This window comes from Enorma sp. (genome assembly GCF_982429025.1).
Window position 1 is genome coordinate 19,324 of the sequence record NZ_CEWCAA010000007.1, and the last position, 25,441, is coordinate 44,764.

At 62.9% G+C, this 25,441-nt stretch carries 19 protein-coding genes; 6 read left to right on the forward strand and 13 right to left on the reverse strand.

Annotated features, from left to right (window positions below):
* Nucleotides 1-269 precede the first annotated feature (269 nt).
* The gene (locus AC1VS5_RS02390) at nt 270-1,430 is read left to right on the forward strand and encodes a helix-turn-helix domain-containing protein (protein WP_481217574.1); all 1,161 of its coding nucleotides are present in this window, start codon (nt 270-272) and stop codon (nt 1,428-1,430) included.
* A gap of 392 nt (nt 1,431-1,822) precedes the next feature.
* Here AC1VS5_RS02390 and AC1VS5_RS02395 read toward each other — a convergent pair whose 3' ends face one another.
* Nucleotides 1,823-4,537, reverse strand: coding sequence for a phosphoenolpyruvate carboxylase (locus tag AC1VS5_RS02395; protein WP_481217591.1), 2,715 nt, complete (start codon nt 4,535-4,537; stop codon nt 1,823-1,825).
* A 288-nt stretch (nt 4,538-4,825) separates the two neighbouring features.
* On the reverse strand, nt 4,826-6,139 hold the full coding sequence (gene hisS, locus AC1VS5_RS02400) for a histidine--tRNA ligase (protein ID WP_481217575.1): 1,314 nt from the start codon (nt 6,137-6,139) through the stop codon (nt 4,826-4,828).
* A 317-nt stretch (nt 6,140-6,456) separates the two neighbouring features.
* Between hisS and AC1VS5_RS02405 the strand changes: the two genes are divergently transcribed.
* On the forward strand, nt 6,457-7,539 hold the full coding sequence (locus AC1VS5_RS02405; RefSeq protein ID WP_481217576.1) for a threonine aldolase family protein: 1,083 nt from the start codon (nt 6,457-6,459) through the stop codon (nt 7,537-7,539).
* Between the two features lie 562 nt (nt 7,540-8,101).
* On the opposite strand, the gene pyk is transcribed toward AC1VS5_RS02405, so the two are convergent.
* A complete protein-coding gene (pyk, locus tag AC1VS5_RS02410) occupies nt 8,102-9,562 on the reverse strand; it encodes a pyruvate kinase (protein WP_481217577.1) in 1,461 nt (486 codons plus the stop codon).
* 708 nt (nt 9,563-10,270) lie between these two features.
* A complete protein-coding gene (locus tag AC1VS5_RS02415) occupies nt 10,271-11,122 on the reverse strand; it encodes a class II fructose-bisphosphate aldolase (RefSeq protein WP_019128889.1) in 852 nt (283 codons plus the stop codon).
* Nucleotides 11,123-12,102: 980 nt separating this feature from the next.
* Here AC1VS5_RS02415 and AC1VS5_RS02420 point away from each other — a divergent pair.
* From AC1VS5_RS02420 to AC1VS5_RS02435, 4 genes are all read left to right on the forward strand, one after another.
* On the forward strand, nt 12,103-14,064 hold the full coding sequence (locus AC1VS5_RS02420; protein ID WP_481217592.1) for a fructose-specific PTS transporter subunit EIIC: 1,962 nt from the start codon (nt 12,103-12,105) through the stop codon (nt 14,062-14,064).
* A gap of 72 nt (nt 14,065-14,136) precedes the next feature.
* A complete protein-coding gene (locus AC1VS5_RS02425; RefSeq protein ID WP_329740225.1) occupies nt 14,137-15,057 on the forward strand; it encodes a 1-phosphofructokinase family hexose kinase in 921 nt (306 codons plus the stop codon).
* Nucleotides 15,058-15,183: 126 nt separating this feature from the next.
* Entirely contained in the window at nt 15,184-16,122 is a 939-nt protein-coding gene (locus AC1VS5_RS02430; RefSeq protein ID WP_287748468.1) for a DeoR/GlpR family DNA-binding transcription regulator, read from the forward strand.
* A 22-nt stretch (nt 16,123-16,144) separates the two neighbouring features.
* Nucleotides 16,145-16,951, forward strand: a complete 807-nt coding sequence (locus AC1VS5_RS02435) for a DeoR/GlpR family DNA-binding transcription regulator (RefSeq protein WP_287748467.1) — start codon at nt 16,145-16,147, stop codon at nt 16,949-16,951.
* Between the two features lie 290 nt (nt 16,952-17,241).
* Here AC1VS5_RS02435 and AC1VS5_RS02440 read toward each other — a convergent pair whose 3' ends face one another.
* The 9 genes from AC1VS5_RS02440 to AC1VS5_RS02480 all read right to left on the reverse strand — a co-directional run bounded on the left by AC1VS5_RS02440 (nt 17,242) and on the right by AC1VS5_RS02480 (nt 25,378).
* On the reverse strand, nt 17,242-18,177 hold the full coding sequence (locus tag AC1VS5_RS02440; RefSeq protein ID WP_287748465.1) for a hexose kinase: 936 nt from the start codon (nt 18,175-18,177) through the stop codon (nt 17,242-17,244).
* 260 nt (nt 18,178-18,437) lie between these two features.
* Entirely contained in the window at nt 18,438-18,956 is a 519-nt protein-coding gene (gene lacB, locus AC1VS5_RS02445; RefSeq protein WP_019128883.1) for a galactose-6-phosphate isomerase subunit LacB, read from the reverse strand.
* 49 nt (nt 18,957-19,005) lie between these two features.
* Complete coding sequence (gene lacA, locus AC1VS5_RS02450; protein WP_346679462.1) at nt 19,006-19,434, reverse strand: galactose-6-phosphate isomerase subunit LacA; 429 nt, start codon at nt 19,432-19,434, stop codon at nt 19,006-19,008.
* A gap of 240 nt (nt 19,435-19,674) precedes the next feature.
* Nucleotides 19,675-20,439: a DeoR/GlpR family DNA-binding transcription regulator gene (locus AC1VS5_RS02455; protein WP_481217578.1), complete on the reverse strand. Its 765-nt coding sequence runs from the start codon at nt 20,437-20,439 to the stop codon at nt 19,675-19,677.
* Nucleotides 20,440-20,652: 213 nt separating this feature from the next.
* Nucleotides 20,653-21,366 (reverse strand): SIS domain-containing protein, encoded by a 714-nt coding sequence (locus AC1VS5_RS02460; protein ID WP_481217579.1) that lies wholly within the window; start codon nt 21,364-21,366, stop codon nt 20,653-20,655.
* 183 nt (nt 21,367-21,549) lie between these two features.
* Nucleotides 21,550-22,716 (reverse strand): N-acetylglucosamine-6-phosphate deacetylase, encoded by a 1,167-nt coding sequence (nagA, locus tag AC1VS5_RS02465; protein WP_418742177.1) that lies wholly within the window; start codon nt 22,714-22,716, stop codon nt 21,550-21,552.
* Between the two features lie 185 nt (nt 22,717-22,901).
* Entirely contained in the window at nt 22,902-24,068 is a 1,167-nt protein-coding gene (locus AC1VS5_RS02470) for an AgaS family sugar isomerase (RefSeq protein WP_204627637.1), read from the reverse strand.
* Nucleotides 24,069-24,134: 66 nt separating this feature from the next.
* Entirely contained in the window at nt 24,135-24,854 is a 720-nt protein-coding gene (locus tag AC1VS5_RS02475) for a GntR family transcriptional regulator (protein WP_417057243.1), read from the reverse strand.
* Between the two features lie 95 nt (nt 24,855-24,949).
* On the reverse strand, nt 24,950-25,378 hold the full coding sequence (locus tag AC1VS5_RS02480; protein WP_019128874.1) for a PTS sugar transporter subunit IIA domain-containing protein: 429 nt from the start codon (nt 25,376-25,378) through the stop codon (nt 24,950-24,952).
* Nucleotides 25,379-25,441: the final 63 nt, after the last annotated feature.

Consider the following 25,441-nt stretch of genomic DNA (forward strand, 5'->3'; position numbering starts at 1 on the left):
TGCTCCTGCAGGGTTGGGGCCGTGCACGGGGCGTCCGCGCACTTGGGTCCGGCAACGTCTACCGCCTGCAGAGTTGGGACCGATCACGGGGCGCCCGCGAGCCTGGGTGCCGGTTGCCGCGGCGGTCGCCGCTGGACGCGCACGCCGGCTACCGAACGGTTGACGAGCAAGCCGCAAAGGTCAACTATTACTCGCTTTACCTGCCGATTTATCCATCGCACAATGGTTGCGGATGCATCTGGGTATCGTTTCCAAGCGAAAGGACCGCCATGGACAACCGTATAGGAGCTGTCGTTGCCCGCGAACGCAAAGCGCTCGGCCTCACGCAGGAGGAACTCGCGCGCCGCTTAGGAGTAACCAAAGCAGCCGTCTCGAAGTGGGAACTTGGTCAGAGCATGCCCGACGCGGCGCTGCTACCAAGCATTGCGGCGCAATTCGCGCTCAGCATTGACGAGCTCTTTGATTGGCGAGCGCACCTCACCGATGCCGAAATCGAGACGTGCGCGCAAACCGCTCGCGAGAAGCTCGCTGCCGATGCGTCTCAAGGGGCGACGTACGTTCGAATGCGCGCACGCGAGCATCGTTCGTGCTGGAAATTGCTCGTTCGCTTGGCATCAGAGCTGCTGAGCGCTGCAAACCACGTGGCGTTCGGCATCTGCCAGGACGCACCTGATGACGAGCGAGCACAAGAACGTGCGCGAGAGACGATGTGCGCACTAGCTGAGGACGCACGCTCGCTTTGCGAACCGGTGCTTGATGGATGCAGCGACGCGGAGCTCATGGCTGATGCCACGCGCGTTTGCGCGGCGTCCTCCGTGCTCACGGGCAACCCCACCGAAGCGATTGCGCGGCTCACGCCACTCTACCAAGCGCAAACGCATCGCGTAGGAACAGAACTCGCCTCCGCGCAGCTGGCCGCCGGCGAGCAGGAAGAAGCCGCAGCGACGCTCGCCGCATGCGTGACGGCATCCGCTTTAGAGCTGACCTCGCTAGCAGGGACCTTGTTAACGCGCGCAGCATCCGCGACCGAGGTCGCCGCATATGTCCATGCGATGGAAGCAATCGACCGCGCATTCGACCTCTCTCATCGCTCCGCACCAACGCTGCCTGCTATGCATATCGCCGCCGCAACGATCATGAACACGCTCGGCGATGATGCGGCGACACTCGAGCTGCTCGAGCGAGCGTCAGGCGAGGTATGCGCTCTCGGCAACGGGCGCATTCCAGAGAACCCGCTAGGAAACCGCGTCGCAAGCAACATGCTGCCCGCGATTACCGACGATGAGGCGCTCGCCCATATGCGCGAGAGCGCAAGCTACGCCCGCTACCCCGAGGCCGCTCGACACATGATTCTCGACGCACGCCTCTGGGGAGCTCTCGCGCAGAGCCCCGAGTATGCGGCTCTCGCAAAACGACTCGATGCTGAGTGATGGCCCCGATCACCTGATGCCGCTGCGATGCCACTCAGTGCTATCGCGAAAATTGTCGAATGAAATGGACGATTTTCAAAGTCAAAAGCGACAATTCGTACGACAATCATAGCGAGAAGCACAAACGCAATCCGGCGACGGCACTGCCTACCATCGCGCTGGCGCAGTTTTGCAAGACGGGCGGACATATCGCGCTGGCGCGAGGCTCCGCACATAAAGGAGGCCGCCATCTTTTCTTCCTCCACAAGCCGAGGGCCGTAAGCGCAGGAGGGCGGACATATCGCGCTGGCGCAGTTTCACAGAACAAGGGCCCCGGAAGGGACCCTTGTTCGAGGACTGTTTGAGTGCAGCACGATATGCCCGCCCCTCCGTCGGGAGCGAACGGCCTTTGCTTACCCCGTGTTCTGAAGCCCCGCCGAAACGCCGGTCACGGTCGAAAGGATGAGCGACAACAGCTCCGCCTTCGCCTCCTCGGAGAGTTCTTCCTGCTGCTCGCGCACCACGCGAAGCGCGCGCACCTGCGCGAGCGACAAGGCATCCACATAGGGGTTGCGCACGCGCACCGCCCGGCCAAGCACATGGCGATGCTCCAGCGGCCACGCGTCGCCCACGATGGCGAGCGTCCACTTTCGCGTGAGCTGCATCTCGTCGTACACCTTTTTCGCAAGGTCATCGCGGTCGCCGAGCGCCAGATACATCTTGGCGATACGCCCGTCGGTCTTCGCGATGGACATCTCGATGTTATCGATGAAGGTGCTGAAAAGCGGCCATTCACGGTATGCGCGCTGCAAAAGCTCAAGGTCGCCGAGCGACTCGCAAGCACTTCCCAGGCCGTACCAAGCCGCCAGGTTGATGCGCGCCTGCGACCACGAGAACACCCACGGAATGGTGCGCAGGTCGTCGAGGGACTGCGCCCCCAGGCCGCGCTTGGCCGGACGCGAGCCGATGGGCAGCAAGCCCACCTCGGTAAGCGGCGTCACGATAGAGAACCACGGCGCAAAGTCGTCGGTGTTCAGCAGGTCGAGGTACCGGTCATGTGAGACATCGTTCAGGCGTTCCGCCATCTCTGCATAGCACTCGGTGGTCTCGGTGTTGGTCCGCTCCACGGAAGGCGCGGAGTTGAGCAGCGTCGCCGCGGCAACGCTCTCGATGTGGCGACGGGCCAGAAGCGGGTTGCCGTAGCGCGCGAAGATGACCTCGCCCTGCTCCGTCACCTTGAAGTGGCAGTTAACCGAGCCCTTGGGCTGCGCGAGCACCGCTCGGTTGGCGGGACCACCGCCGCGGCCCACGGCGCCGCCGCGGCCATGCATGAGCACGAGGTCGATATCGTTCTTCTCTGCCCATTCGGCGATACGCGCCTGCGCGGAGTGGAGCGCGAGCGTAGCGGTCGTGGGGCCGGCGTCCTTCGACGAGTCCGAGTACCCGAGCATGACTTCCATCTTGCGGTTGGTCTGTGCCAGGCGCTTCTGCACGGCGGGCAGCTCGAGCATCTCGTTCAACACGTCGACGCAGCCCTCGAGGTCCTCGAGCTGTTCGAAGAGCGGAATCACGTCGAGCGCGGGCACGTCCTCCGGGTGAGCGAAGGCAAGCTGAGCGAGCTCGTACACGTCGGCCACGTGCTGGGCGCTCTTGGTGAAGCTGATGATGTAGCGGTGCGCCATCTTCTCGCCGTAGCGCTTCTGGATGGAACCGATCGCACGGAACGTATCGAGCACTTCGCGCGTCATGGGCGCAAGGTCGCCGTGGCGGCCATGCTCGCGCACATCGGCCAGCGCACGCGTGTGCACGAGCGAATGCTGACGGAACTCCATCTCGACCATATGGAAGCCGAATGTCTCGACCTGCCAGATCAGCGTCTGCACCGGACCGTACGCCGCGCGGGGTGCGCCGGCATCGGCAAGCGAGCGCTGCACGATGCGCAGATCGGCCAGGAAGTCGTCGGCAGAGCGATACATGGTGTCGGCATTGCGACGCACCGTGGCGTCGAGGCGATCGGCCATGACGAGCATCACGGCGCGGTGCGGCTCGGACGCGCTGATGGCATCGGCGCGGCTCGTGAGCACCTCGCTCATCTCGACCTGATGGTTCCAGAGATTGAGCAGCTCGTCGGACGGCTTGGTGTAGCGTGCCTCGAGCGTGAGGTTGCGTCCCACGCGGCGGCACTTCTCGGCAAGCTTCTGAACCATATGCGTAGCGAACTTAGCCGCTACCTGCCGCGATACCTTAGCGGTGACGTTGGGATTGCCGTCGCGATCCGAACCAATCCAGCTACCGGGATGGAAGAACGCCGGGCACACCGGCGGCACCGAGCCGGCATACTCGCCCAGAACCCAGTCGTCGAAACGACGATATACCTCGGGAATGGTGTCGAAGAGTGTGTTGTCGAAGATATCGATGATGGTATCGGCTTCCTCGACGGGCGTCGGCTTCTTCACCGCGATGGGGCTCGTGCGCACGAGAGCGTCGATCTCCTGCAAGAGATGCCGCTCGTTTTCCACGAGAGCAGAGCCGCCAAGGCGCGGATGCTCGCCCAGCAGCTGCGAAATGCGACGGATCTTGCCTTCGACGGCCTTACGGCGCGCCTCGGTGGGGTGCGCGGTAAAGACCGGGTGAAACTCGAGCTTGGCCAAGAGCTGCGTCGCCGGACCGCCCCCCATCTCGCGCACGAGCTGGTCGTAGGCCACCGTGAGCTCATTCGACGAATCGATGGCCGAATCGATGGAAACCTCGCGCTCGCGCTCAAGGAGCGTCTCCACGCGGTAGTTCTCCTCGGAGAGATTCGCCAGATGGAAGAAGGACGTAAACGCGCGCACCACCATCTGCTTCTCGTCGATATCAAGGCTGTCGAGCATAGCCACCGCATCGCGGAACGCGCGGGCGCTCTCGGTGTCCGCGGTCGGGACACCCTCCCCGTCGGTGGTCTCAGCCGCCGCCATGCCGCCCGGATCGCCCTCGTTGGCGCGGGTCACGTTGTTGAGCAGCTGATCAAAGGTGTCGCAAAGCTTCGGACTGTAGTCGCGGAGCACCTGCCGCTCCAAGCGCATGAAAAGCGCCAGGTTATCGCGCAGGCTCTCGGGCAGCTCAATCTCAGCGTAGCTTCTGATCACGAGGTCGGTGTCGGCAGCGCCGAGCTTATGCTCCGCCACCTCGCCGCCTAGATAGCCGCCGTTGCTTACACTCTTCACGGTGCCTCCTTACTGGTCGGGAACATCCCACAATGGGCACGCCGCGTCACATTATAGGGAAGTTGCTCCGTTGCGGCCGCATGCCGCCGAAGCGATAACGACTATTCATATCTCTGTTCATATCGCGAACCACGACTATAGCTGCAACCGGGGTCCCGCGACCCGCGAACCACGACTATAGCTGCAGCCCTAGAGCCGAGCCTTAGGGGCTCACAAGCGCGCGCGAACCTCTTCAACGAGCTCATCGCGCGCAACGAGCGCTTCGTCATGCGTTGCCATGTCGCGCAGGCGCACGACGCCCTGGGCAAGCTCATCGCCACCCACCACCGCGATGAGGCGCACGCCGAGCTTATCGGCCTGCTTAAACTGGCTCTTGAGGGAGCGGCCCTGATAGTTTGCCTCGGTTCGCACACCCGCCTGGCGCAGCTCATGGGTGATGCCGAACACCTCACCGCGAAGCTCGTCGCCGGCGTTCGCCACGTACACGCAGGGCTCAAGCTCGTCGCCAAGCTCCACGCCGAACGCCCCGAGTGCGAGCATGGCCCGCTCGAAGCCCACCGCAAAGCCAACACCCGGGGTCGGCTTACCCCCCTCGAGCTCCACGAGCCCATCGTAGCGCCCGCCACCGCCGATGGAACCCACGCCGGCGCCCGGCGCCTCCACCTCGAAGACCGTGCGCGTGTAGTAGTCCAGACCGCGCACGAGGGTCGGGTCCTCGATATAGGCGATGCCCGCCGCATCGAGATAGCGCTTAACCTGCTCGTAGTGGCCGCGGCATTCGTCGCACAGCTCATCGCGCATGAGCGGGGCGTCTTTCATGATTTCGCGGCAATGGTCGTTCTTGCAATCGAAGGCGCGCAGCGGGTTGAGCTCCGCACGCTCGCGGCATTCGTCGCACATATCGTCCGCATGGTCGAGGATGAACTGACGCACCTTATCGCGGTATGCAGGCCGGCACGCCGGATCGCCCATCGAGTTGATGAGCAGGCGCAGCTTGGAAAGGTCGAAGCCTAGGCGCTGGTAGAACTCCATGAGCATGATGATGCACTCGGCATCCGCCGCCGGATCGGGCGCGCCGAGCCATTCGATACCCACCTGGTGGAACTGGCGCAGGCGCCCCTTCTGCGGGCGCTCGCCGCGAAACATCGCCTCGGCATAGTAGAGCTTGACGGGCGAGGCACCCTGCGGCACGAGGTTGTTCTCTACCACGGAGCGCACCACGCCGGCCGTGCCCTCGGGACGAAGCGCGAGGCGCTGCTTGGCCTTGAGCTTGGCGTCCGTGCCCTCCGCGAGCGCGCGCTCAAGGTTGGCGCCAGAGAATACGCGGAACATCTCCTTGCGCACCACGTCGGTAGATTGCCCGATGCCGTGCACGAACACGTCGACCTGCTCGATGGCAGGCGTCTCCACGGGCTCGAAACCGTACGGCCCGAACACCTCGGCAGCCACGCGCTGCATGCGCTGCCATGCGCGCATCTCGCGCCCGATCAGGTCCTTGGTGCCCTCTGCTTTCTGTGCCTGCATGGCATGCCTTCCCATCGTCAATCGCCCCGCGCGGCGAGTCAGCCTACCCGAGAAGCTCGCTCGCGCCACGGTCTCGTGCTATTCGGGCACTTATTATATGGGCGCGAGTTTTCCCTCGCAAACCGAGCCCACCCGCAAGGGCAATCTCGACATAAGTTGGCAATGGGCCGCGATGGCGGAGTCGGAGTAAACTGTCGAGTTGACGGTGAAGGCGTGGCAAATGAGCCGGAAGCGGCCCTCGGCCCTGAAGCAGCTGCCGGCCCACTGCCGCACCTTCAATCCAGCCGCACGAACCGACGCGTATGAAAGAGGCACCCATGCATCAATTCCGCAACGACTACAGCGAGGGCGCCGCGCCCGCGATTCTCGACGCGCTTGTGCGAACCAACCTCGAGCAGTGCGTGGGCTACGGAGCCGACGAGCATTGCTCCCGGGCGGCCGAGCTCATCCGCACCGAAATCGGGCAACCAGACGCCTCCGTCGCCTTCGTTCCGGGGGGTACGCCAGCGAACATCCTTGCCATCACAAGCCTGACCGAGGAGTTCGAGGGCCCGCTCTGCGCCGCCGACGCGCACCCCACCATCCACGAGACGGGCGCGATTGAAGCCTGCGGACGGCGCCTCCTGGCCACGCGCGACCCTTTGGGCCGCCTCACCTGCTCTGGCATGGAGCCGCTTTGGGCCGCCAGCGTGGCAAACGGCGCCGCCACCACGCGCCCCGGCATGCTCTACTTCTCGCAGACAAGCGAGCTCGGATATGTGTATACGCGCGCCGAATTCGATGCGCTCTGTGATTGGGCCACCGAGCGCGAGCTCGCTGTTTACGTGGACGGCGCACGCATGGCAAGCGGCTGCATGGCGGCGGGCACAGACCTCACCATTCAGCACATCGCTGAGCGAGCGGACGCGTTCACCTTGGGAGGAACGAAGAACGGCATGCTCTTCGGCGAAGCTCTCGTGGTGAACCCGCGCACCGCGCGCGGCAGACGCGCCATCGAACGGCTCCCCTACCTCACCAAGCGCGCGGGGCAGCTCACCGCAAAGGGGCGCGTGATGGGCGTGATGTACGAGGCGGCCTTTGACCCCGCAACGCGCGATGCGGCGGGCGAGGTGCTCTACTGGCAGCTCGCACGGCATGCGAACGCCTGCGCTGTCGAGCTCGCGCGCGGCCTCGCAGACGCCGGTTACGAGCCGCTCCTTTCGACAACGGGCAACCAGCAGTTCTTCTGGGCCACGCCGGGAGAGGCGGCGAGCCTTGCCGAGGGTCTCGGCTGCGAACCCATGGCGGCCGACGACCCTTCCGGTACCAGACGCGGGCTTGTCCGTTTCGTGACCAGCTGGGCAACCCCGCAGGACGCTGTCGCCGAGGCCATTACCTTCGCCCGGTCGGTGAAGGAGTAGGACGGCCGCCGCGCCGATGCGCTCGGCACTCGCCCGGCCCGGTGCGTGCACGCTGCCGCTCAGCTCTGCAGATAAGGGGTTACGCGCCGTTCGATGTCGCAGATATGGAGTTACCCGCGCCGAGCGCTGCAAATCTGGAGTTACCGGCCCCGGCAGACGTCCTTAACTCCGTATCTGCAGCGCTCGCCGTTAATAACTCCGTATCTGCAGCGCTGAGCGAGGGGGACGCTGCCGATAACTCCATATCTGCCGCATTCGACGCGTTGCGGCCTCATGTAACTCCAAATCGGCGACGCTCGTTCGACACCGATATGCCAGCAACGACCATCTGCAGGAAAAGGCGGCAGCAACGCACAAGGCGGAGGCCCAATTCTGGACCTCCGCCTGCACATCGCAGCGATCATATTCAGAAGGCGGCAGGGGCACGGCCCGCCGCAGCGCGGCACTCGCCGAGGTCACGGCGTCCGTTGAGACACGCCCACTGGGGCACGGCCCGCCGGATCGCGGCGTCCACCGGGGCACGGTGCGCCCCGCCCCAGCACGCCTCGCGCTCGAAGACCTCTTACAGCACCTGCGCGACGTAGACCACGTTGGTGGACACCTGGCTGCCCGGCACGATCACGGGGATCGCGGGGTCACCGGCGGTCACGACCACGAGGTCGTCCTTGTTCACGATGCCAGACTCCTTGGCCTCGACCATCGCGTTGTTCACCACGTACGCGATGCTCCCCACGGTGTGGCCGGAAAGCTTGGGCTCAACGCCCCAGTACACGGTCATCTTGCGCATGGCCCACTCGTTGGGCGTAGCCGCCTGGATGGGCAGCACCGGACGGAAATTGGACACGAGGCGCGCAGAGCGGCCAGAGTTCGTCGGCGTAAGGATGGCCTTGGCGCCCACGTTGAACGCCGTGGTTACCGCGGAGAGACCCACGGCGGCGTTGACGCGGTTGCGGCCGGGATCGATAAGGTCGAAATCGAACGGCTTGTGCTCGGGAATCGTCGCCTCGGTGGTGAGCGCGATGTTCGCCATCATCCGCACGGCCTCGAGCGGGTACTTGCCAGCGGCGGACTCGCCGGACAGCATAACCGCATCCGTGCCGTCGTTGATCGCGTTGGCAACGTCGGTAACCTCAGCGCGCGTGGGGCGCGGGTTGCGAATCATGGAATCGAGCATCTGCGTGGCCGTGATGACCGGCTTGCTCGCCGCGTTGCACTTAGCGATGATCTCTTTCTGGATGGTGGGGCACACCTCCGGTGCCACCTCTACGCCCAGGTCGCCGCGGGCGACCATGATGCCGTCGGACACCTTGAGGATCTCGTCGAAGTGATAGACCGCCAGCGCGCACTCAATCTTGGGGAAGATGTCCACGTGCTCGCCGCCGTTCTCACGGCAGAGATGGCGAATCTCGCGCACGCCATCGGCATCGCGGATAAAGGAGGCAGCGATGAAGTCGATGCCCTCCTCCAAGCCGAAGAGGATATCCGAACGGTCCTGCTCGGTGATGCTCGGCAGCGAGAGCTTCGCGTTGGGCACGTTCACGCCCTTCTTCTCACCAAGCTCGCCACCGTTCTGAACGGTGCAGAGGATGTCTTGGCCCTCGACGCTATCGACGGTGAGGCCGATGAGGCCGTCGTCGATGAGGATCGTGCTGCCCTCGTGCACCTCGCGCGGCAGCTCGAGGTGGTCGAGGTAGAAATGCTCGGCGGTGCCCTGGAGCTCCTCGGAGGTCTCGGCGGCAGTCACCGTAACCTGGTTGCCGGCAACAAGCGTGACCTTGGCATGCCCCTCAAGGAAGCCGGTGCGAATCTCGGGACCCTTGGTGTCGAGCAGGATGCCCACGGGGATGTCGAGCTCGCGGGAGATGCGCTTCACGCGCTCCATGCGCTCATGGTGCTCTTCATGGCTGCCATGGCTGAAGTTGAAGCGGGCGACGTTCATGCCCGAAAGAATCATCTCACGAAGGATGTTCTCGTCGTCACACGCCGGTCCCATGGTGCATACGATCTTGGTGCGCTTGTTCATGAATTCCTCCATCTGAGCCGTTCGTCATAGCCTGCGGAGCGGCGCGGCGCTGGCCCGTTCCATTTGTCTATAGTAGAGAATTGCACGTCGAAATGATATGACGCGACGCGCGCATTTTCTGCATCCCCTCAGACCATAAAGCAAGAACCCCCAGCATGGCGCGGGTCCTACGAAGTTCTTACCAAATGTTTGCCTGTTGCTTGCACGAAGGTTGCGTTGGACGCCCATGGACCACGTATGCCCTGGAAGAACAGTCCCTCAGTTGGATGGAACCCTCTAACAGGACAAGACCGGCCGAGCGAAGTCTTCTAGCCGGACGAACCCAGCCGGGCGAAACCTTCCATCAGGACGAACCCCCCACCAGGCCATCCCCCACTAGACGAAAAAGTTTTCGGGCAGATAATCGCAAAATGAAGCTATTAATAACCCCTCTTTACTGCGAATTCCCGCCCGAAAATGCGATGCTATGCGGGAGGATGAATGTGCGAGAAGACGCTCGGATGGCGCAACTGCCGCGGCGCCGACCCTGTTGCCGCTCCAACTCAGCAGCTGCAACGAAGCCCTTACCACGGCACTCCCATCCCCTATTTGAAGCCTCTAGATGCAAGTGGCGCCGAAGGTTCCCAAGCCGTAATCCGCAGCGCAAAGCGCAAGGACATCGGCGTGGAACCTCCGGCGCCACCGTCGGAAGTTAGGAAGGCTTCGGACCTACGCGCGGCCCACGGAGCCCAGGTTCTCCATGCGAACCTTCACGATGTTCGTGATCTCGGCCATGCCCTGCTTGGCGGGCTTCTTCGGGTCGAACACGCCGGGGTTCTCGGCCATGAAGGCCATGTAGCCCTTGGTGTAGGCCTGACGCAGCTCAGTGGCGTAGTTCACCTTGCAGATGCCGTTCTTCACGGCCTCGGCCACCTGCTCATCGGGCACACCGGAGGTGCCGTGCAGCACGAGCGGCACATCCACGGCGGCGCGGATGGCCTTCACGACCTCCTGCTCGATGTGCGGGGTCTCGGTGTAGACGCCGTGCGCAGTGCCCACGCCAATAGCGAGCGAGGTGCAGCCGGTGCGCTCGACGAACTCGCGCGCCTCCTCGGGGTCGGTGTAGGGGTTCTCGCCCTCGACCGCCGGGCCGTCGTCCTCCTTGCCGCCGACCTTGCCGAGCTCGGCCTCAACCGGCACGCCCATGGCGGCACCGGCGCGGGCAACGCTCGCGGTGAGGGCGATGTTGTCCTCGAAGGACTCGTGGCTGCCGTCGATCATGACGGAGGTGTAGCCGGTGCGGAAGGCCTGCATGCAGCGGTCGTAGCCGTCACCATGGTCGAGGTGCAGCGCCACGGGCACGTCGGTGCGGGCGGCAGCGGCGGCAACCATGCCGTAGAAGTAGTCGAGGCCGGCAGTCTTGATGGTGCCGGGGGTGGTCTGCATGATCACGGGAGACTTGGTCTCCTCCGCGGCGGCGAGGACCGCCATCACGAACTCGAGGTTCTCGACATTGAAGGCGCCCACAGCGTAGTGATTCTTCTGCGCGTCGAGCAGCATCTCCTTAGTGGTAACGAGCATTGTGTCTCCTCTCCCTGCCAAAGGCAGCTAAACCTTGCGTTTATTGTACGCAGCACAAGGCAAGAGCAGAATCAGAATCCTTCGGGCGGGCTCCGCCAAAAGAGCAAGAAAACACAAGGCTCGACTTGGCTAATATGGCTAGAAATGCGAACTCTACATGCTTTTTGCATATAAAGGAAAGCATTATTGTTGCTTTTATTTTCTTTTTAAGCTTGAAAGGAAACACACTATCTGCATATTCATGGAACCGGCTGTCGAATTTCCCAGCTGGGCGGACGCCGCTCGCCCTCGGGAAACGCTGTTTTTATCTTTGGGGCGATCGCGATTTCAGCTTTTGGGCACTTCGGAGCGGAGGGCCAGGGTATCAACGCCACATCCGGGAGGGCACCGGCCTCCTGAGCTGCGCCTTTCCCTTCCCCTCGCTTTCCTCTACCCGCCCGCCGCGTCGGGAAGTGCCCAAAAGTTGAAACCTCGACGGGGTGGACGTCTCCGACGCCCGATAATCAGCATTTCCCTAGCGCGCGGCTCGTTCACGGCCAGCGCGCCGCTCGTCCCGGCCAGCGTGCCGCCCTCCCCCGTCGGCGCGCGGCTCGTCCCGGCCAGCGCGCCGCTCTCCCGCCAGCGCGCCGCTCTTCCGCCAGCGCACCGCCCTCCCCGTCTAGCGCGCCACCACGCGCATTTTCGTTTTTAATCATTTCGGCAAAATCGAAAGCATAAACGGTTCAAATTGACCGGTGAACTACAGACTTGCATCAATTCTGCAGGTCAATAGATTCTTTCGAAATCTTTCGTATACCATTACCGCAAGAAGTCGCATCGTGTCTAAGCCGTGAGCCGGCCAAGCAATCGGCGCTGCGGTGCGGAATCGTGTTCCCATAGGGTTCGGCGCTCAGGCGTCGAGAATTCGAAAGGAGGGCTGCGTGGCACAGTACGACATCATCGCGGCCACCGGTTGCCCAACGGGCATCGCGCATACCTTCATGGCGAAGGAGGCGCTCGAGAAGGCAGCCGCCGAACGCGGGCTCACCATCAAGGTCGAGACCCACGGCCAGGTTGGCATCGAGAACGAGCTCACGCGCAGCGAAATCGCCTCGGCGCGCGCCGTCGTTGTCGCCGCCGACAAAGACGTTCAGGCTGAGCGTTTCGCTGGCAAGCCCATGGTTTCCGTGGGCGTCTCCAAGGCGCTCTCGGTCGAAGAAGCCGGCAAGCTCATCGACCGTGCCCTCGCCGCCAAGGGCGACGACTCCGCAGTCGTTGCAGCGGCAGACGATGACGACCTCGAAGAGAAGGAATCCATCGGCCACCAGATCTACAAGCACCTCATGAACGGCGTCAGCCACATGCTGGTCTTCGTGGTCGCGGGCGGCGTGCTCACCGCCATCTCGTTCCTGTGGGGCATCACGTCTTACGACTCCACCGCCTCGGATTACAACTCCTTCGCCGCCATGCTGAAGATCATCGGCGGCATCGCCATGAACCTCATGGTGCCCGTCCTTTCGGCATACATCGCTGAGTCCATCGGCAAGCGCCCGGCACTCGTCCCCGGCTTCGTGGCCGGCATGATCGCCATCCAGGGCCTGCCCGTGAACGCTGAGACCGGCCTCATCGACGCCGGCGGCTCGGGCGTGGGCTTCGGCTTCCTTGGCGGCATCGTGGGCGGCTTCCTCTCCGGCTACACCATCGTGCTGCTCGAGAAGGTCTTCTCCAAGATTCCCGAGAGCCTGAACGGCCTCAAGGCGATCTTCCTCTATCCGCTGTGCTCCACTGCGATCGTGGGTCTCGTCATGCTCGGCATCTCCGGCCCCATGGCCGCCATCAACCAGGGCATGATGGACTTCCTGCAGGGTCTCTCCAGCTCCGGCCCCGTGGTTCTGGGCCTCGCCATTGGCTGCATGTGCGCCTTCGACATGGGTGGCCCGGTCAACAAGGCCGCTTACACCACCGGCACGCTGCTTCTGGGTACCGCCCTTGAAGCGGGCGTGGGCACCGAGACCTACAACTTCGGCACCAACTTCATGGCCGCCGTCTCCGCCGCGTGCATCGTTCCGCCGCTCATCACCACCTTCGCCGTCATCGTGGGCAAGAAGTACTTCAGCCAGGAAGACCACGACGCGGGCATCGTCAACCTCATCCTGGGCTGCACCCACATCACCGAGGGCGCCATTCCGTTCATGACCAAGAACATCATCCCGGTCATGCCCATCATGATGATCGGCTCCTCCATCGCATCCATCCTGACCATCTTCTTCAACGTTCACGATCCCGCGCCGCACGGTGGCTTCCTCGTGCTTCCGGTCGTCGAGAACGGCCCGCTGTGGGTGCTCGCCATCCTCATCGGCACCGTGGTGGGCGGCGTGCTCTTCACCGCGTTCAAGAAGTACGACTACGACAAGAACGCCAAGAAGGACGCCGAGCAGCCGGTGCTCGAAACCGCCGGCACCGCGACCGCTGCCGTGAAGGCCGCGCCCGCCGCACAGGCACCGCAGACCACCGACTTCGTGAAGCCCGAGCAGGTCTTCGTGGGCGAGTCCTTCGCCTCCCGCGACGAGCTCCTCACCTTCGTCTCGAAGAAGGCCGTGGAGCAGGGCATCGCCCAGGACGCCGATGAGCTCATGAGCGCGTTCATCGCCCGTGAGGACATGGGAACCACCGGCATGACGGACAACTTCGCCATTCCGCACGCCAAGTCGACCACGGTGACCAACGCCGCCGTGATGGCCATCAAGACCTCCGACATTGCTGGCTGGGAGACGCTCGACCAGAAGCCCGTCGAGGTTGCAATCGCGCTCCTCATCCCCGATACCGAGGCCGGCACCACGCACCTCAAGCTGCTCTCCAAGGTTGCCGAGGCGCTCATGGACGACGAATTCCGCTCCGCCGTCAAGGGAACCGATGACGCGGCGACCATCGCCAAGCTCATCAACGACCGCTTGAACGCCTAAACGCTCGCAAGGGGTATCATCGGGGAGTGAAGCCGCGCGCTTCGCTCCCCTTCCCCTCAAGAAAGGCCCTCCATGATTTACACGCTCACCACCAACCCCGCCATCGACATGAACATCACGTCGGACACGCTCTCGCACGACCACATCAACCGGACGCGCGACGCGGTCTACACGCCCAACGGCAAAGGCCTCAACGTCTCGTTCACGTTGAAGCACTACGGCGTCGACTCGACGATCTTGGGTTTCTTCGGTGGCTTCTCCGGCGAGTTCATCGTTCGCGAGGCGGGGCGCATCTGCCCGGTCAAACCCATCGAAATCGATGGCATCACGCGCATCAACGTGTTCCTCTCCACACCGGAGGGCGAGTTCGTCATGCCGAACGCCGGAGCCCCGGTACCGCGCACCAAGCAGGAGGAGCTGCTCGAGCTGCTGCGCGGGCTCGACGATATGAGCTGCCTCATCGTGTCGGGCAGCCTCTCGCCCGAGATGGACCCGAGCTTCTATGACGAGGTCATCGACATTGTGCGAGAGAAGGGCGCCGAGTTCGTGCTCGACATCTCGCATGCGCATCTGCGCGAGCTCATCGAGAAGAAGCCGCTGCTCATCAAGCCGAACGACGATGAGCTTGCCGATATCTTCGGCGAGGCCATCGAGTCTCGCGCCGACGCCGTGGCCGCACTCGGCCGCTTGCATGAGCGCGGCGCGCAAAACGTGCTGCTCACCCTTGGCGGTGACGGCGCGTATTTCTCGAACGGAGAGCACGTGTGGCATGCAAACGCCGCCGAGAAGGACTCGATTCTCTCTACGGCTTGCGCGGGAGACGCCACCCTCGCAAGCTTCCTGTCGCTGTGGCTCGCCGACCGCGGAGCCGTGGAGCCGGCGCTCACGCGCGCCATGGCAACCGGCGCCAACGTTACCATGTGTGCGGGGCTGGGAGACTTCGCCCGCGTTGACGAGCTTGCCAAGACCGTGCACGTGAGGCAGGTCGCGTAGAGGCGCAAGCCTAAAGGCGCATTCGCAGCCGCGCGCCCCGAGGCGCACGGACGAGATGCGGCGCAAGGGGATGGTATCATCTCGTTGCGCCGCATTTTTATGCAGCGACATTTGGAAAGGCACGTCATGGCAGACCAAACGACATCGACCCCATCGGCGCCGGCATCCGAACGGGCTGCCGCGAACGCCGCAGCAACCACCGCAACGCCCGCGCAGTCGCCCGCTCCCAGCGCCGCGACGGCGGCATCCGAGCAGGCCTCCGCCCAAGCAGATGCCCCCGACCGCCACATGCTTGCCAGCGAACGGCGCGGGCTCATCCTCAGCATGCTCCGCGACCACGGATCGGTGAGTGTGTCCGACGTTCGCGCGCGGTGCGGGGTTTCCGCAGTGACCATTCGCAACGACCTTGCCTACCTCGAAGACGAAGGTCGCCTGAAGCGCACCCATGGAGGTGCGGTGCCTGCAAGCGAATACATCGTTCCCGTCGTTTCGAAGCGCATCCACAAGAACGTGCGCGCCAAACAGGCCATAGCCCAAGCCGCTGCTGAGCGCGTGCGCGACGGCGAGATGATCCTTGTGGGCTCGGGCTCAACGACTCTGGAATTCGTGAAGGCTCTGACCGAGAAGCAGAACCTTACGATCGTTACGAATTCCTGCCACATCATCGAGTTTGCCGAGCAGCACATGCCCCAGGTAACGATCATCTCGACGGGTGGGCAGCTTGCACGCACCTGGCGCCACTACACCGGCTCGTTTCTCGCGGCAAGCCTCGCGGATGTCTATGTTGACCAGGTCTTTCTTGGTGCGGATGGCTTCGAGCCGAGCTTTGGCTTCCTTGCTGAATACGAGGAGACCGCGCGCGCCAAGGTCGAGTTCATGCGCCACGCACGCAGCAAGATCATCCTCATGGACGCGACGAAGGTCGGCGCGAGCCAGCTGTTCCTGCGCTTCGCCAAGCCGCACGACGTCGACTGCGTCATCATGGATTATGACCCTGAGGGGCTCGTTGCCTCTGCCTGCAACGATGGGGCACGGCCAGTGCAGGTCCTCGAGACGCTCGCGTAGCATCACATAGTTGGGAGCCGCCATGCTGGACACCGCGGAAAAGCAGGCCATGCGTACCCCTGAGGAACGTCGGGCCGAGATACTTTCCCTGCTTGACCGCACCGCCTCGGTGCAGGTCTCCCAGCTTGCCGAACGCTTCGGCGTCTCGCGCGTCACCGCCCGTGCGGATCTTGATGCCCTCGCCCGCGATGGTAAGCTCAGGCGCACGCACGGAGGAGCCATTTCGCTGTCCAAAACGCTCACCGTATCGGTCCAAGACAAGCGCGTTAACGTGAATGCCGAGGCAAAGCGCGCCATCGCGCGAACCGCGGCCGCGTTCGTGCAAGATGGGGACTCGGTGCTCGTGGACTCCGGAACCACCGCGCTCGAATTCGTGAGGGCGCTCGCCGACCATACGGGCATCACCATCGTTACCGACGATTTCAGCATCGCCGACTATATCGACCGGTCCGCCCCGGCGCTCGATGTCATCATCTTGGGAGGGAGCCTGCGCAAGGGGCATCGTTACATCACGGGGCCGCTCACCCTGCGCATGCTCGAGATGCTCAGGCCGGACAAAGCGTTCGTAACGCCCACCTCATACGTGCCCGGACGTGGTCTTATGACCAACAACCAGGAGATGGCCGAGCTCAAGCAGGCGTTCCTGCACTGCGCGAACGAGACCTACGTGCTCATGGACGCCTCGAAAATCGATGCGCCCGGGCTTCTTTGGTTCGGAACGCTCGAGGGCGTCGAAGCCATCGTGGTAGACGCCGATCCCCACGGCCTCGTTGCGGCCGATGCCGAGGAGGCGGGGTGCGAGCTTATCGTGGCTCCAGCCGACCAGTAGGCCGGCTAGCAGATTGCGGCGGGAAGGCGGCAGCGCAACGCGGCTGCGTGCTGAGCGGGCGACAAGCACGGCATCTCGCCAGCACGCTATTCGTAGCCAAACGTTAACGGGCAGGATATCGCAGAATAGGGCTTTTTATAGCCTCTTTTTCTGCGATTTCCTGCCCGAAAATCGACGGTGCTGTTGGAAGGCGCCCGTGAATGCGCGGGTGCCGCTGTGGGGTGCCCGCAAACGCGATAGTGCTGCGGCAAAGCGCCCGTGAATGCGCGGGTGCCGCGTCGCTGCGTTCGTTACAGCTCGGTGATCTGCACCGCGTTATAGACCTCGTCCCAGCGTTCGATGACCAGGTGACCGGTCTTGGGATCCATGGCGTTGAGCTTGCCGCAGGTGTTGCCGCAACGAAGGACCTCATCGTCGCCAGCACCGCGCGCGAGCGCGTGAGCGAAGCCGGCGATGGTGGAATCGCCGGAACCGGTGGCGTTGACCGCCGGGATATTCGGCATGACAACGCGATAGCCCTTCTCGCCATGGAAGGCAACGGCGCCTGCGCCACCCATGGTCACCACAACCCAAGGAATGCCCGAGAAGCGCTCATCGGCCGCAAGGGCAGCCTGCAGGGCGGGCAGGTCGTCGGGCGTGAAGCTCGTGCCCAAAAGGCCATTGATCTCGGTGAGGTTGGGCTTCACAAGCGTCGGCTTGACCTCGGCCTCAAGCGCGGCATCGAGCGAGGCGCCCGAGGTATCGAGAAGCACGGGCTTACCCGCCGCGGCCACAACCGCAACCATCTTGGCGTAGCAGTCCGCCGGCACGCCCTTGGGCAAGCTGCCAGAGATCGTCACGCAGTCGGCCTTCTCGACCAGCTCGGAGAAATGCGCCATGAAGGCGTCGAGCTCCTCCGAGGAGACGGTGGGGCCGCTCTCCAAAAACTCGGTCTGGTTCCCGTCGTGGAGCACCGCGATGCAGATGCGGCTCTCACCCGCGATGGGCGTGAAGTCGTTCGGGATATGGTCGTCCGTCATGCGGTCGGCAAGAAACTCGCCCATATGGCCCCCGAGCAGGCCGGTGGCCAGCACCTCGTCGCCCAGCTGCACGAGTACGCGGCTCACGTTGAGGCCCTTGCCGCCCGCAGTCTTCTCGGGCACGACGCGGTTCACGTCATCGATCACCAGGTGGTCGATGTGGTACGCCGTATCGATGGACGGGTTCATCGTTACCGTGAGAATCATGGCTCCTCCTTGAAGCAGGATGTAAGTATCCATATTGTAACCCCCGCCGCAGGGCCTCGCGACATGAGCAGTCCCGCTCGCTGAAATGCGAACGGGACTTCGTCGATGCTACCGCGAGGCAACCTTGGGAGATGGGGCGGTGCAAGACGACCGATCAGGGCTCGTTACCGATAGCCGCAAAACGTGACAGTTTAGCCTGGCACAACTGTCTCCCCCGGCGTGCGTGAGACAGTTTAACCCGGTACAACTGTCTCATCTCGCTAGTCGTGATATTCGCCGCGGTCCCATTTCTCAAGGAACTCATCGAAGAAGTGCGGGTCGGCCTGCGCCTCGGGATCGGCCTGGTTGATAGCGTCGAGCTTCGCCACGAGCGCATCGTGCTCCGGCGTGGCCTCGTACTCTGCCTCGAGGAACGCGAGCATGACATCGGCCATGAGGAACTCGCCGGTAATCTTGCCGCCGAAACCGACCACGTTGGCGTTGAGGCAGCGGCGGGCGTAGAGCGCGCTCGTCATGTCGCGGACGAGGGCGCAGCGGGCGCCCGGAACCTTGTTAACGGAGTTGGTGATGCCGATGCCCGTACCGCAGAGCACCACGCCCAGGTCGGCGCGGCCGGATGCCACGGCCTCGCCCACCGCCTTGCCGTAGATGGGATAGTGGGTGCGCGTGTGGCTATAGGTGCCGAGGTCCAGCACCTCGTAGCCCGCCTCTTCGAGGCGGTCGTGCAGGTAGGTCTTCTCATCAGTGACAATATGGTCGCAACCGAGTGCGATAATCATACCGAGTCCCCTCTCATGTAAAAAATCCTCTGTCCTGATTTCACGCTGGCTAAGCCATCTTGTTGAGCATGTCAACGCGAATCTGATGGCGTCCGGCGGCGTAATCGGCGGCGAGGAACTCGCGCGCGATCTTCGTAGCGACCTCGGGGCCGACGACCTTGGGGCCCATGCACACCATGCGGCAGTTGTTGTGCTCGCGCGTCATGTAGGCGGAGCGCTCGTCGGAGATGTTGGCGGCCACCATGCCCTTCACCCGGGTAGCAGCCATGTAGCTGCCCACGCCGTAGCCGTCGAAGGCGAAGCCGAGCGAGCCCTCGTGCTCGAGCAGGTCGTGCGCCACAGCGAGCGCGGAATCCACGAAGTCCGCTGCGGGCTCCTCGGAATAATCGACCACCTCATGACCATCGGCGATGAGCACATCTTTGATGATTTCCTTGAGGGACATGCCCTCGGCGTCGGATGCGATGACGACTCTCATGTGTCCTCCTTTGTGCGCGAAAAACGCCGTGCGTGCAGACGAGCTGGCAACAAAGCGCAAAGACCGAAGCGAGCTCATCGACGCAATCGACGAATGCTGCAGGCTTCTCGTATCGCACCTTATCGACCATCTATCATTATGTTCATTTGAACACAATCTAACATCTATTTCAAGTTATTAAGTTCGATTTTGTTTGTATTAGTTTGTTTTGATATGAAGCAGCTTCAGAAATGAGGAATCCTACAGCACGATATCCGTGTATTCTTCAACCGCGGCCCGCTCTGTAGAGGAGATGGCGTCGTCGCATATCAAGCCATCGAGGTCGTTCAGCCGATAGAACGAGAAAAAATCCCGACGCCCAAGCTTGCTTGCATCCGCCACAAGATATCGAACGTCAGCTTTATCGAATGCCAGCTTTTGGAAGTGCCCCTCCTCCGCATTCGAAGTCGAGACCTCCCCGTCGCATACTCCATTTGCGCCGATAAACGCGATATCGAGGCCAACTTTTGAGATTGCCTCCTCGGCAAGTGGCCCTACAAAAGCAGCGGTACGAGCCCTGAAAGCGCCACCGATAAGAAACAGGTCATAGTGAGTTTCACCCTCCAACATGTTAAACACTGAGAGTGAATTGGTCACAATCCGCAGATGCGTTTTGGGCAGCAGCGGCACCATTTGTTCAACCGTGGTCCCCGCCCCTAGAAATACCGTGCTCTCAGGCTCGATGAGCGATACTGCACGCCTCGCAATCGCAAGCTTTGCCGCTGCGTTTCTGCCGCGTTTCTCCACATGGCTTGACTCTCCACGCAGCATCGACTGGCGTCGCGAGCCACCGCTTCGCGCGCCTCCATGGACGCGGACCAGATCACCGAGATTCGACATCTCTTCAAGGTCGCGCCGAACGGTCATCTCGGACACATCCAAGGCTTGGGCAATTTCCTTAACAGACACAGCGCCGCGCTGTTCCACCAACTGCCTTATGCGTTCCTGCCGCTCAGCCTTGATCATGGCACCTTGCCCTTTCGCCAGCCTGATAGAACATGTTCGATTTTCTCACAAACGAACAAGGTTTATGGACAACAAGACGCCCGGGTCGGATGCGACTCCAACCCGGGCGTCCTTATGCGGGCACGCACATGCCCGCGTGACAGCCCCCGGCACCGGTGTCACGCCGCTGCCATGCGTGGCAGTTTCCCCTGGCACCGGCGTCACGTTCTGTCGCTAGTACTCCGCCAGGCGGTCCTTGAACTGGTCGAGGAGCTTCTGGTTGAACTCCGGGCCACCGTCAACGTTGGCACTCATGTAGAGCGGCGGCTGCACGCCGCGCTCGAGCAGGATGTCGAGCGACTCCATGACCGCGCAGTCAAGCAGCAGGCAGCCCGTATAGAGCGAGGTGCCGCCCACCTTGGTGGGAATGCCCTCCACCTCGAGCGCCGCATCGCCGAAGCACGACTTGTTGTCCAGCACTACGTCGCCCAGCTCATAGAGGAGCTTTCCCGTCTTGCTGCGCGACGTACCCGCAGCAGACACCTCGCGCGCGGTCACGACGATCACCTTGATGCCGGCCTCGCGCGCATGGAGCGCAAGCTCCACCGGCAACGGGTTCCTACCCGAATTCGAGATGAGCACCAGACAGTCCTCGGGGCGAACATCGAGCTTGAGCCAGAACTGGTCGCCTACGCCATCGAGCATCTCGTAGATGCCGAGTGCCGGCTCGCGCACGATCTTCGTTTGAATGTAGCCGCCCGCTCGCCCGCAGATCTCGAGTGCGTTCGCGTGGCTATGGCCGGAGCCGAATGCACGAATGATGCCACCGCGCTCGATGGTGTCGGCTATGATGACGGCCGCCTCGTGGATGGCCTCGTCCTGCCCCTCCGTCACCTCGTCCAAACGACGCAGAATCTCTGCCTTGAAACGCTCAGCTGTCTTGAGCATTCCCCTGCTCCCTTCACATAGGCACTAAACAGCGGCCCCGCCCATCGGTCATTTTGGCGGTCATTTTGGGACGTGTTCAAAACGTCTCATTTGGGTCATTTGAGACACGTCCCAAAATGACGCCCATCTGCCCAGAGCGAGGCCGCGATTCAAGTGTATCCACCCCGCGCGGGGCAGCATGCGCTATTCGGCGAGAGTGCCGCTCACGTAGGTGGCCGCAAGCGTCATGTCGGCGTTGAAGATGGTAAGGTCCGCCGCGCGACCCGGCTTGATAGAGCCGCACACGTGGTCGATCTTCGCGCTCCTCGCCGCAACCTCCGTCGCCATGCGGATGGCCTGCTCGGCTGTAACGATCTGCCAGTCGACCATGTTCTTCACGCCCTTGGCAAGCGTGAGAACCGAACCCGCGATGGTACCCGTCGAGCCGTCTTCGGCCTTGACGTAGCACAGGCCGCCCTTCATGACGACGGGCATGCCGCCCGAAACATACTCGCCCTCGGGCATGCCGCCGCAGATGAGGCAGTCGGTGATGAGCACCGTATGCTGCCAACCCTTCGCATCGACAAGCGCCTTGATGGCGGCGGGCACCACATGCTTGCCGTCGCAGATGATCTCGGCATAGGTCTCGGGCGTCGTCATGGCGCAACCGGTCACACCTGGGTCGCGATGATGCAGGCCGCGCTGGCCGTTGTAGGTGTGAACGAAGCAGCTGGCACCGGCGTTCACCGCAGCGAGCGCCTCGTCATAAGTAGCGTCCGAATGCCCGATGGCCGTCACCACGCCGCGTGCATCGAGCGCCGCGATGTACTCGAGCGCGCCATCCTTCTCAGCCGCAAGCGCGCTCTTAACGATGCGACCGCCGGCCTGCTCCTGCCAGCCATCGAAGACCTCGACCGTGGGATCGATGAGGAACTTGGGGTTCTGCGCGCCCACGTGCGCCGTGGTGAAGAACGGCCCCTCGAGGAAGATGCCGCCGATGTGCGCGCCCACGTAGTCCTCGCTGCGGGCCTCGTCGGCCTGCGCGATGGCGGCGCAAGCTCGGCCGATGTCCTCGACGGACTCGGTGAAGGTCGTGGGCAGCCACGTCGTCGTGCCCGACTTGGCGAGCGCAACGCTCGCGTCGTCGATAGCGGCGGGATCGCAATCGGTGGTCGCGTGGTTATGGAAGCCGTGGATATGCGTATCGACAAGGCCGGGGCCCACGATGGCGCCGGGATATTCGACGACCTCGCACGCCGGCTTCTCGGCCGTCCAACCCGCGAACTTCCCATCCTCGATGGTGAGGTAGCCACCCTGCATGGTGGCGCCCGGCAGTACGAACTTGGCTGCCGAGATGGCAAACGTACTCAAGAGAACTCCTCTCAACAACAGGCCCATTCGACGTCAGAGACGGGTTCGCTTGTCAGGTCAACCTGTCCCAAAACGCCCCATTTGGGTCATTTTGAACACGTCCCAAAATGACCGGTTTACGGCCTTTCCGCGCAAGCGACGAATGAGGGCGAAGTCGCAGCAGCTGGAAAGGCCGTTCGGGTTAGTTAGGCGCTAAAAGGGTGGATGGTCACGCCCTTCACCACGCGATTCACCGTACCGGTGGGGCTCGGCGTGTCGGGGGTGTTGCCCACGCGCACGGAGTTGATGAGCGACACCGTCTGGGCAACCATCACGAACGGCAGCGCGAGGTAGGCCTCCGGCAGCTCGCCATGGCCCTCGAAGGTGAAGGACTCACCCGCGAAACCGGTCTCACCAGCCTGCTGAATCGCGACGGTCTTCTGCGCGATCTCGTCGCCTGCGATCTCGTTCAAGATGTCGAGATCGTACTGGCGGGTGTAGGCGTCGTTGTTCACGAACACGAACACAAGGGTCTTGTCGTCCACGAAGCTCTTGGGCCCATGGCGATAACCCATGGAGCTATCCCACGAGGTCGCAACGAGACCATGGGCGAGCTCGAGAATCTTGAGCTGCGCTTCCTGGGCAAGGCCCACGTAGGAGCCGGAGCCCAGATAGGTCACACGGTTGAAGTCGCCGGCCAGGTACGCGGCGACCTCGTCCTCGCGAGCCACGACCTCGCGGCCCATCTCCGCCGCCTCGCGCACCCAAGCGAGCTTCTGCTCGTCGGAGGAGGTGTCAAAGATGAGGGCAGAGAGCAGCTCCATGCAGCTGTAGCTGCCGGTCATCGCGAAGCCCTTATCGTTCGCGCGCGGGATGAGCAGGGTAAGCGCATCCGGATCGTCGGCGCTCTCCACGGCGAGCTTGCCTTCGGGCGCGCAAGTGATGTTCAGGAACTTGATGTTCTTGACGTAGCTCTTGGCAACCTGGACGGCGGCAAGGCTCTCGGGGCTGTTGCCGGAGCGAGCGAACGACACCAGAATCGTCGGGTCTTCGGGACGAAGGAAGTCGCGCGGCGCCGAGACGATATCGGTCGTAGCGATCGGCTTGAAATCGTACGCGTCGGTATCGCCTGCGTGACGCAGATAGGGCGCGACCGTATCGCCCACATAGTCGGACGTGCCGGCACCAGTGAAGATCACCGAGACACGACCCTCGGCCATGGCCTTGGCCGATGCGAGGAAGGCCTCGATGGCCTCTTTGTTATCGGCATAGATCTGGAAGGTGTCCTCCCAAAGATCGGGCTGCTGCATGATCTCGGCGGTCGTGATATCGGCACCGAGCTCCTTCAGCTCCTCGACGGTTTTAGTAAACATCTGCGTTTCCCCTTATCTATGGTCATCATCCGGGTCCATACGCCCGCGCCGCTCTAAACCCGCAGCCTACTCTCCCCGGTGGTGGTAGACCTTGTACTTGAACTGGTCGGCACGGGCAACCGAAAGCGTGTACTCCACGATCTCGTTGCTCATGTTGAATGTGGTGCGCACGAGGTCGAGCACGGGAGCCCCTTCGTTGATGCCGAGCAGATGGGCATCGGCCGTGCGCGCGATGCTCGCGAAGAACTCTTCCTCGGCCACGCGGATCTTCTCGTGAAAGTCGTGCTCGATAATCTCGTACAGCGGCTTGCTCTCCAACAGCGGGCGCTTGAGCGAAAGGAACTTGCGCATGGGCAGATAGCTGCGCTCCACCATCATGGGAATATCGTCCGCAGAGCGCAGGCGCTTGAGCTTGAAGAGCTTGTCGCCCTCTCGAACGCCCAGATGGTCGGCGAGGTTCGCGTCTGCCTCAATCTCGCTGAACTCCAAGATCGTGGTGTGCGGCTCACGCCCCATCTCACGCATCTGATCGGTGAAGCTATAGGACTGCATGAGGTTCGTGGTTTGCGCAGAGCGATCGGCAACAAAGGTGCCGCGCCCGTGCTGGCGCACCACGAGCCCCAACTGCTCAAGTTCCTGCAGGGCCAAGCGCACAGTCGTACGCGACAGACCGTAGCGCTCCGAGAGCTCGCGCTCGGAAGGCATGAGGTCACCCGGCCGGTACTCGTACTCGATCTTCTCGGAGAGAATATCGACCAGCTGATCATACAGCGGCTGGCGTCTCATGTTCACAGCCACGAAAGCCCCTCCTTTCCGCGTAAACGTCTCGGCATCCTCTCGGCCCTACATGGCGCTACCGCCCGAAGGGCGAGCGGTGCATCCTACATCTCGTCGTCTTCGTCGTCGCCCGCCGGCTCGAGCTTCTTGTGGCAAACGCCAGCCTGGCCAACGGTTACCGCCTGCTCTGCCATCTCCTCGAGCGTGGCGTTCGCGAAGCTGCGGGTCATGACGAGCTCGATGAGCATGGGGAGGTTGGTGCCAGCGACGACCTCGACGTTGTCGACATCCTGGGAGATGAGCATCGACTGGTTGAACGGGGTGCCACCGAGCAGGTCGCAGAACACGAGGACGCCCTCGCACTCTTCGCGCATCTCGGTGATGGCGGCACGAAGGTCCTCGCCGTAGGTTGCGGCCTGGGAGCCCTCGAAGGGCACGGCCTTGAACGCGGGCTGGTCGCCGGCGACCATGTCGACAGCGCTCTTCACGCCGAGGGAGAAGTCACCGTGGCCGGTAAGGATGAAGCCGATCATCAAATACTCCTTTCAAAGGTGGACCGTTCGCTTGCGCTCGCGAGGCTCCGGTCCATCTGCTGT

Excerpts from the sequence above, each read along its gene's own strand:
- AC1VS5_RS02460 (WP_481217579.1), bottom strand. The coding sequence starts at position 21,366 with ATGCTCAAGACAGCTGAGCGTTTCAAGGCAGAGATTCTGCGTCGTTTG.
- lacB (WP_019128883.1), bottom strand. The coding sequence starts at position 18,956 with ATGATTATCGCACTCGGTTGCGACCATATTGTCACTGATGAGAAGACC.
- AC1VS5_RS02470 (WP_204627637.1), bottom strand. The coding sequence starts at position 24,068 with ATGTTTACTAAAACCGTCGAGGAGCTGAAGGAGCTCGGTGCCGATATC.
- AC1VS5_RS02455 (WP_481217578.1), bottom strand. The coding sequence starts at position 20,439 with ATGATCAAGGCTGAGCGGCAGGAACGCATAAGGCAGTTGGTGGAACAG.
- AC1VS5_RS02390 (WP_481217574.1), top strand. The coding sequence starts at position 270 with ATGGACAACCGTATAGGAGCTGTCGTTGCCCGCGAACGCAAAGCGCTC.
- AC1VS5_RS02415 (WP_019128889.1), bottom strand. The coding sequence starts at position 11,122 with ATGCTCGTTACCACTAAGGAGATGCTGCTCGACGCGCAGAAGAATCAC.
- AC1VS5_RS02420 (WP_481217592.1), top strand. The coding sequence starts at position 12,103 with ATGGCGAAGGAGGCGCTCGAGAAGGCAGCCGCCGAACGCGGGCTCACC.
- AC1VS5_RS02430 (WP_287748468.1), top strand. The coding sequence starts at position 15,184 with ATGGCAGACCAAACGACATCGACCCCATCGGCGCCGGCATCCGAACGG.
- AC1VS5_RS02440 (WP_287748465.1), bottom strand. The coding sequence starts at position 18,177 with ATGATTCTCACGGTAACGATGAACCCGTCCATCGATACGGCGTACCAC.
- pyk (WP_481217577.1), bottom strand. The coding sequence starts at position 9,562 with ATGAACAAGCGCACCAAGATCGTATGCACCATGGGACCGGCGTGTGAC.
- AC1VS5_RS02435 (WP_287748467.1), top strand. The coding sequence starts at position 16,145 with ATGCTGGACACCGCGGAAAAGCAGGCCATGCGTACCCCTGAGGAACGT.
- lacA (WP_346679462.1), bottom strand. The coding sequence starts at position 19,434 with ATGAGAGTCGTCATCGCATCCGACGCCGAGGGCATGTCCCTCAAGGAA.
- AC1VS5_RS02425 (WP_329740225.1), top strand. The coding sequence starts at position 14,137 with ATGATTTACACGCTCACCACCAACCCCGCCATCGACATGAACATCACG.
- AC1VS5_RS02480 (WP_019128874.1), bottom strand. The coding sequence starts at position 25,378 with ATGATCGGCTTCATCCTTACCGGCCACGGTGACTTCTCCCTCGGCGTG.
- AC1VS5_RS02475 (WP_417057243.1), bottom strand. The coding sequence starts at position 24,854 with ATGAGACGCCAGCCGCTGTATGATCAGCTGGTCGATATTCTCTCCGAG.
- hisS (WP_481217575.1), bottom strand. The coding sequence starts at position 6,139 with ATGCAGGCACAGAAAGCAGAGGGCACCAAGGACCTGATCGGGCGCGAG.
- AC1VS5_RS02405 (WP_481217576.1), top strand. The coding sequence starts at position 6,457 with ATGCATCAATTCCGCAACGACTACAGCGAGGGCGCCGCGCCCGCGATT.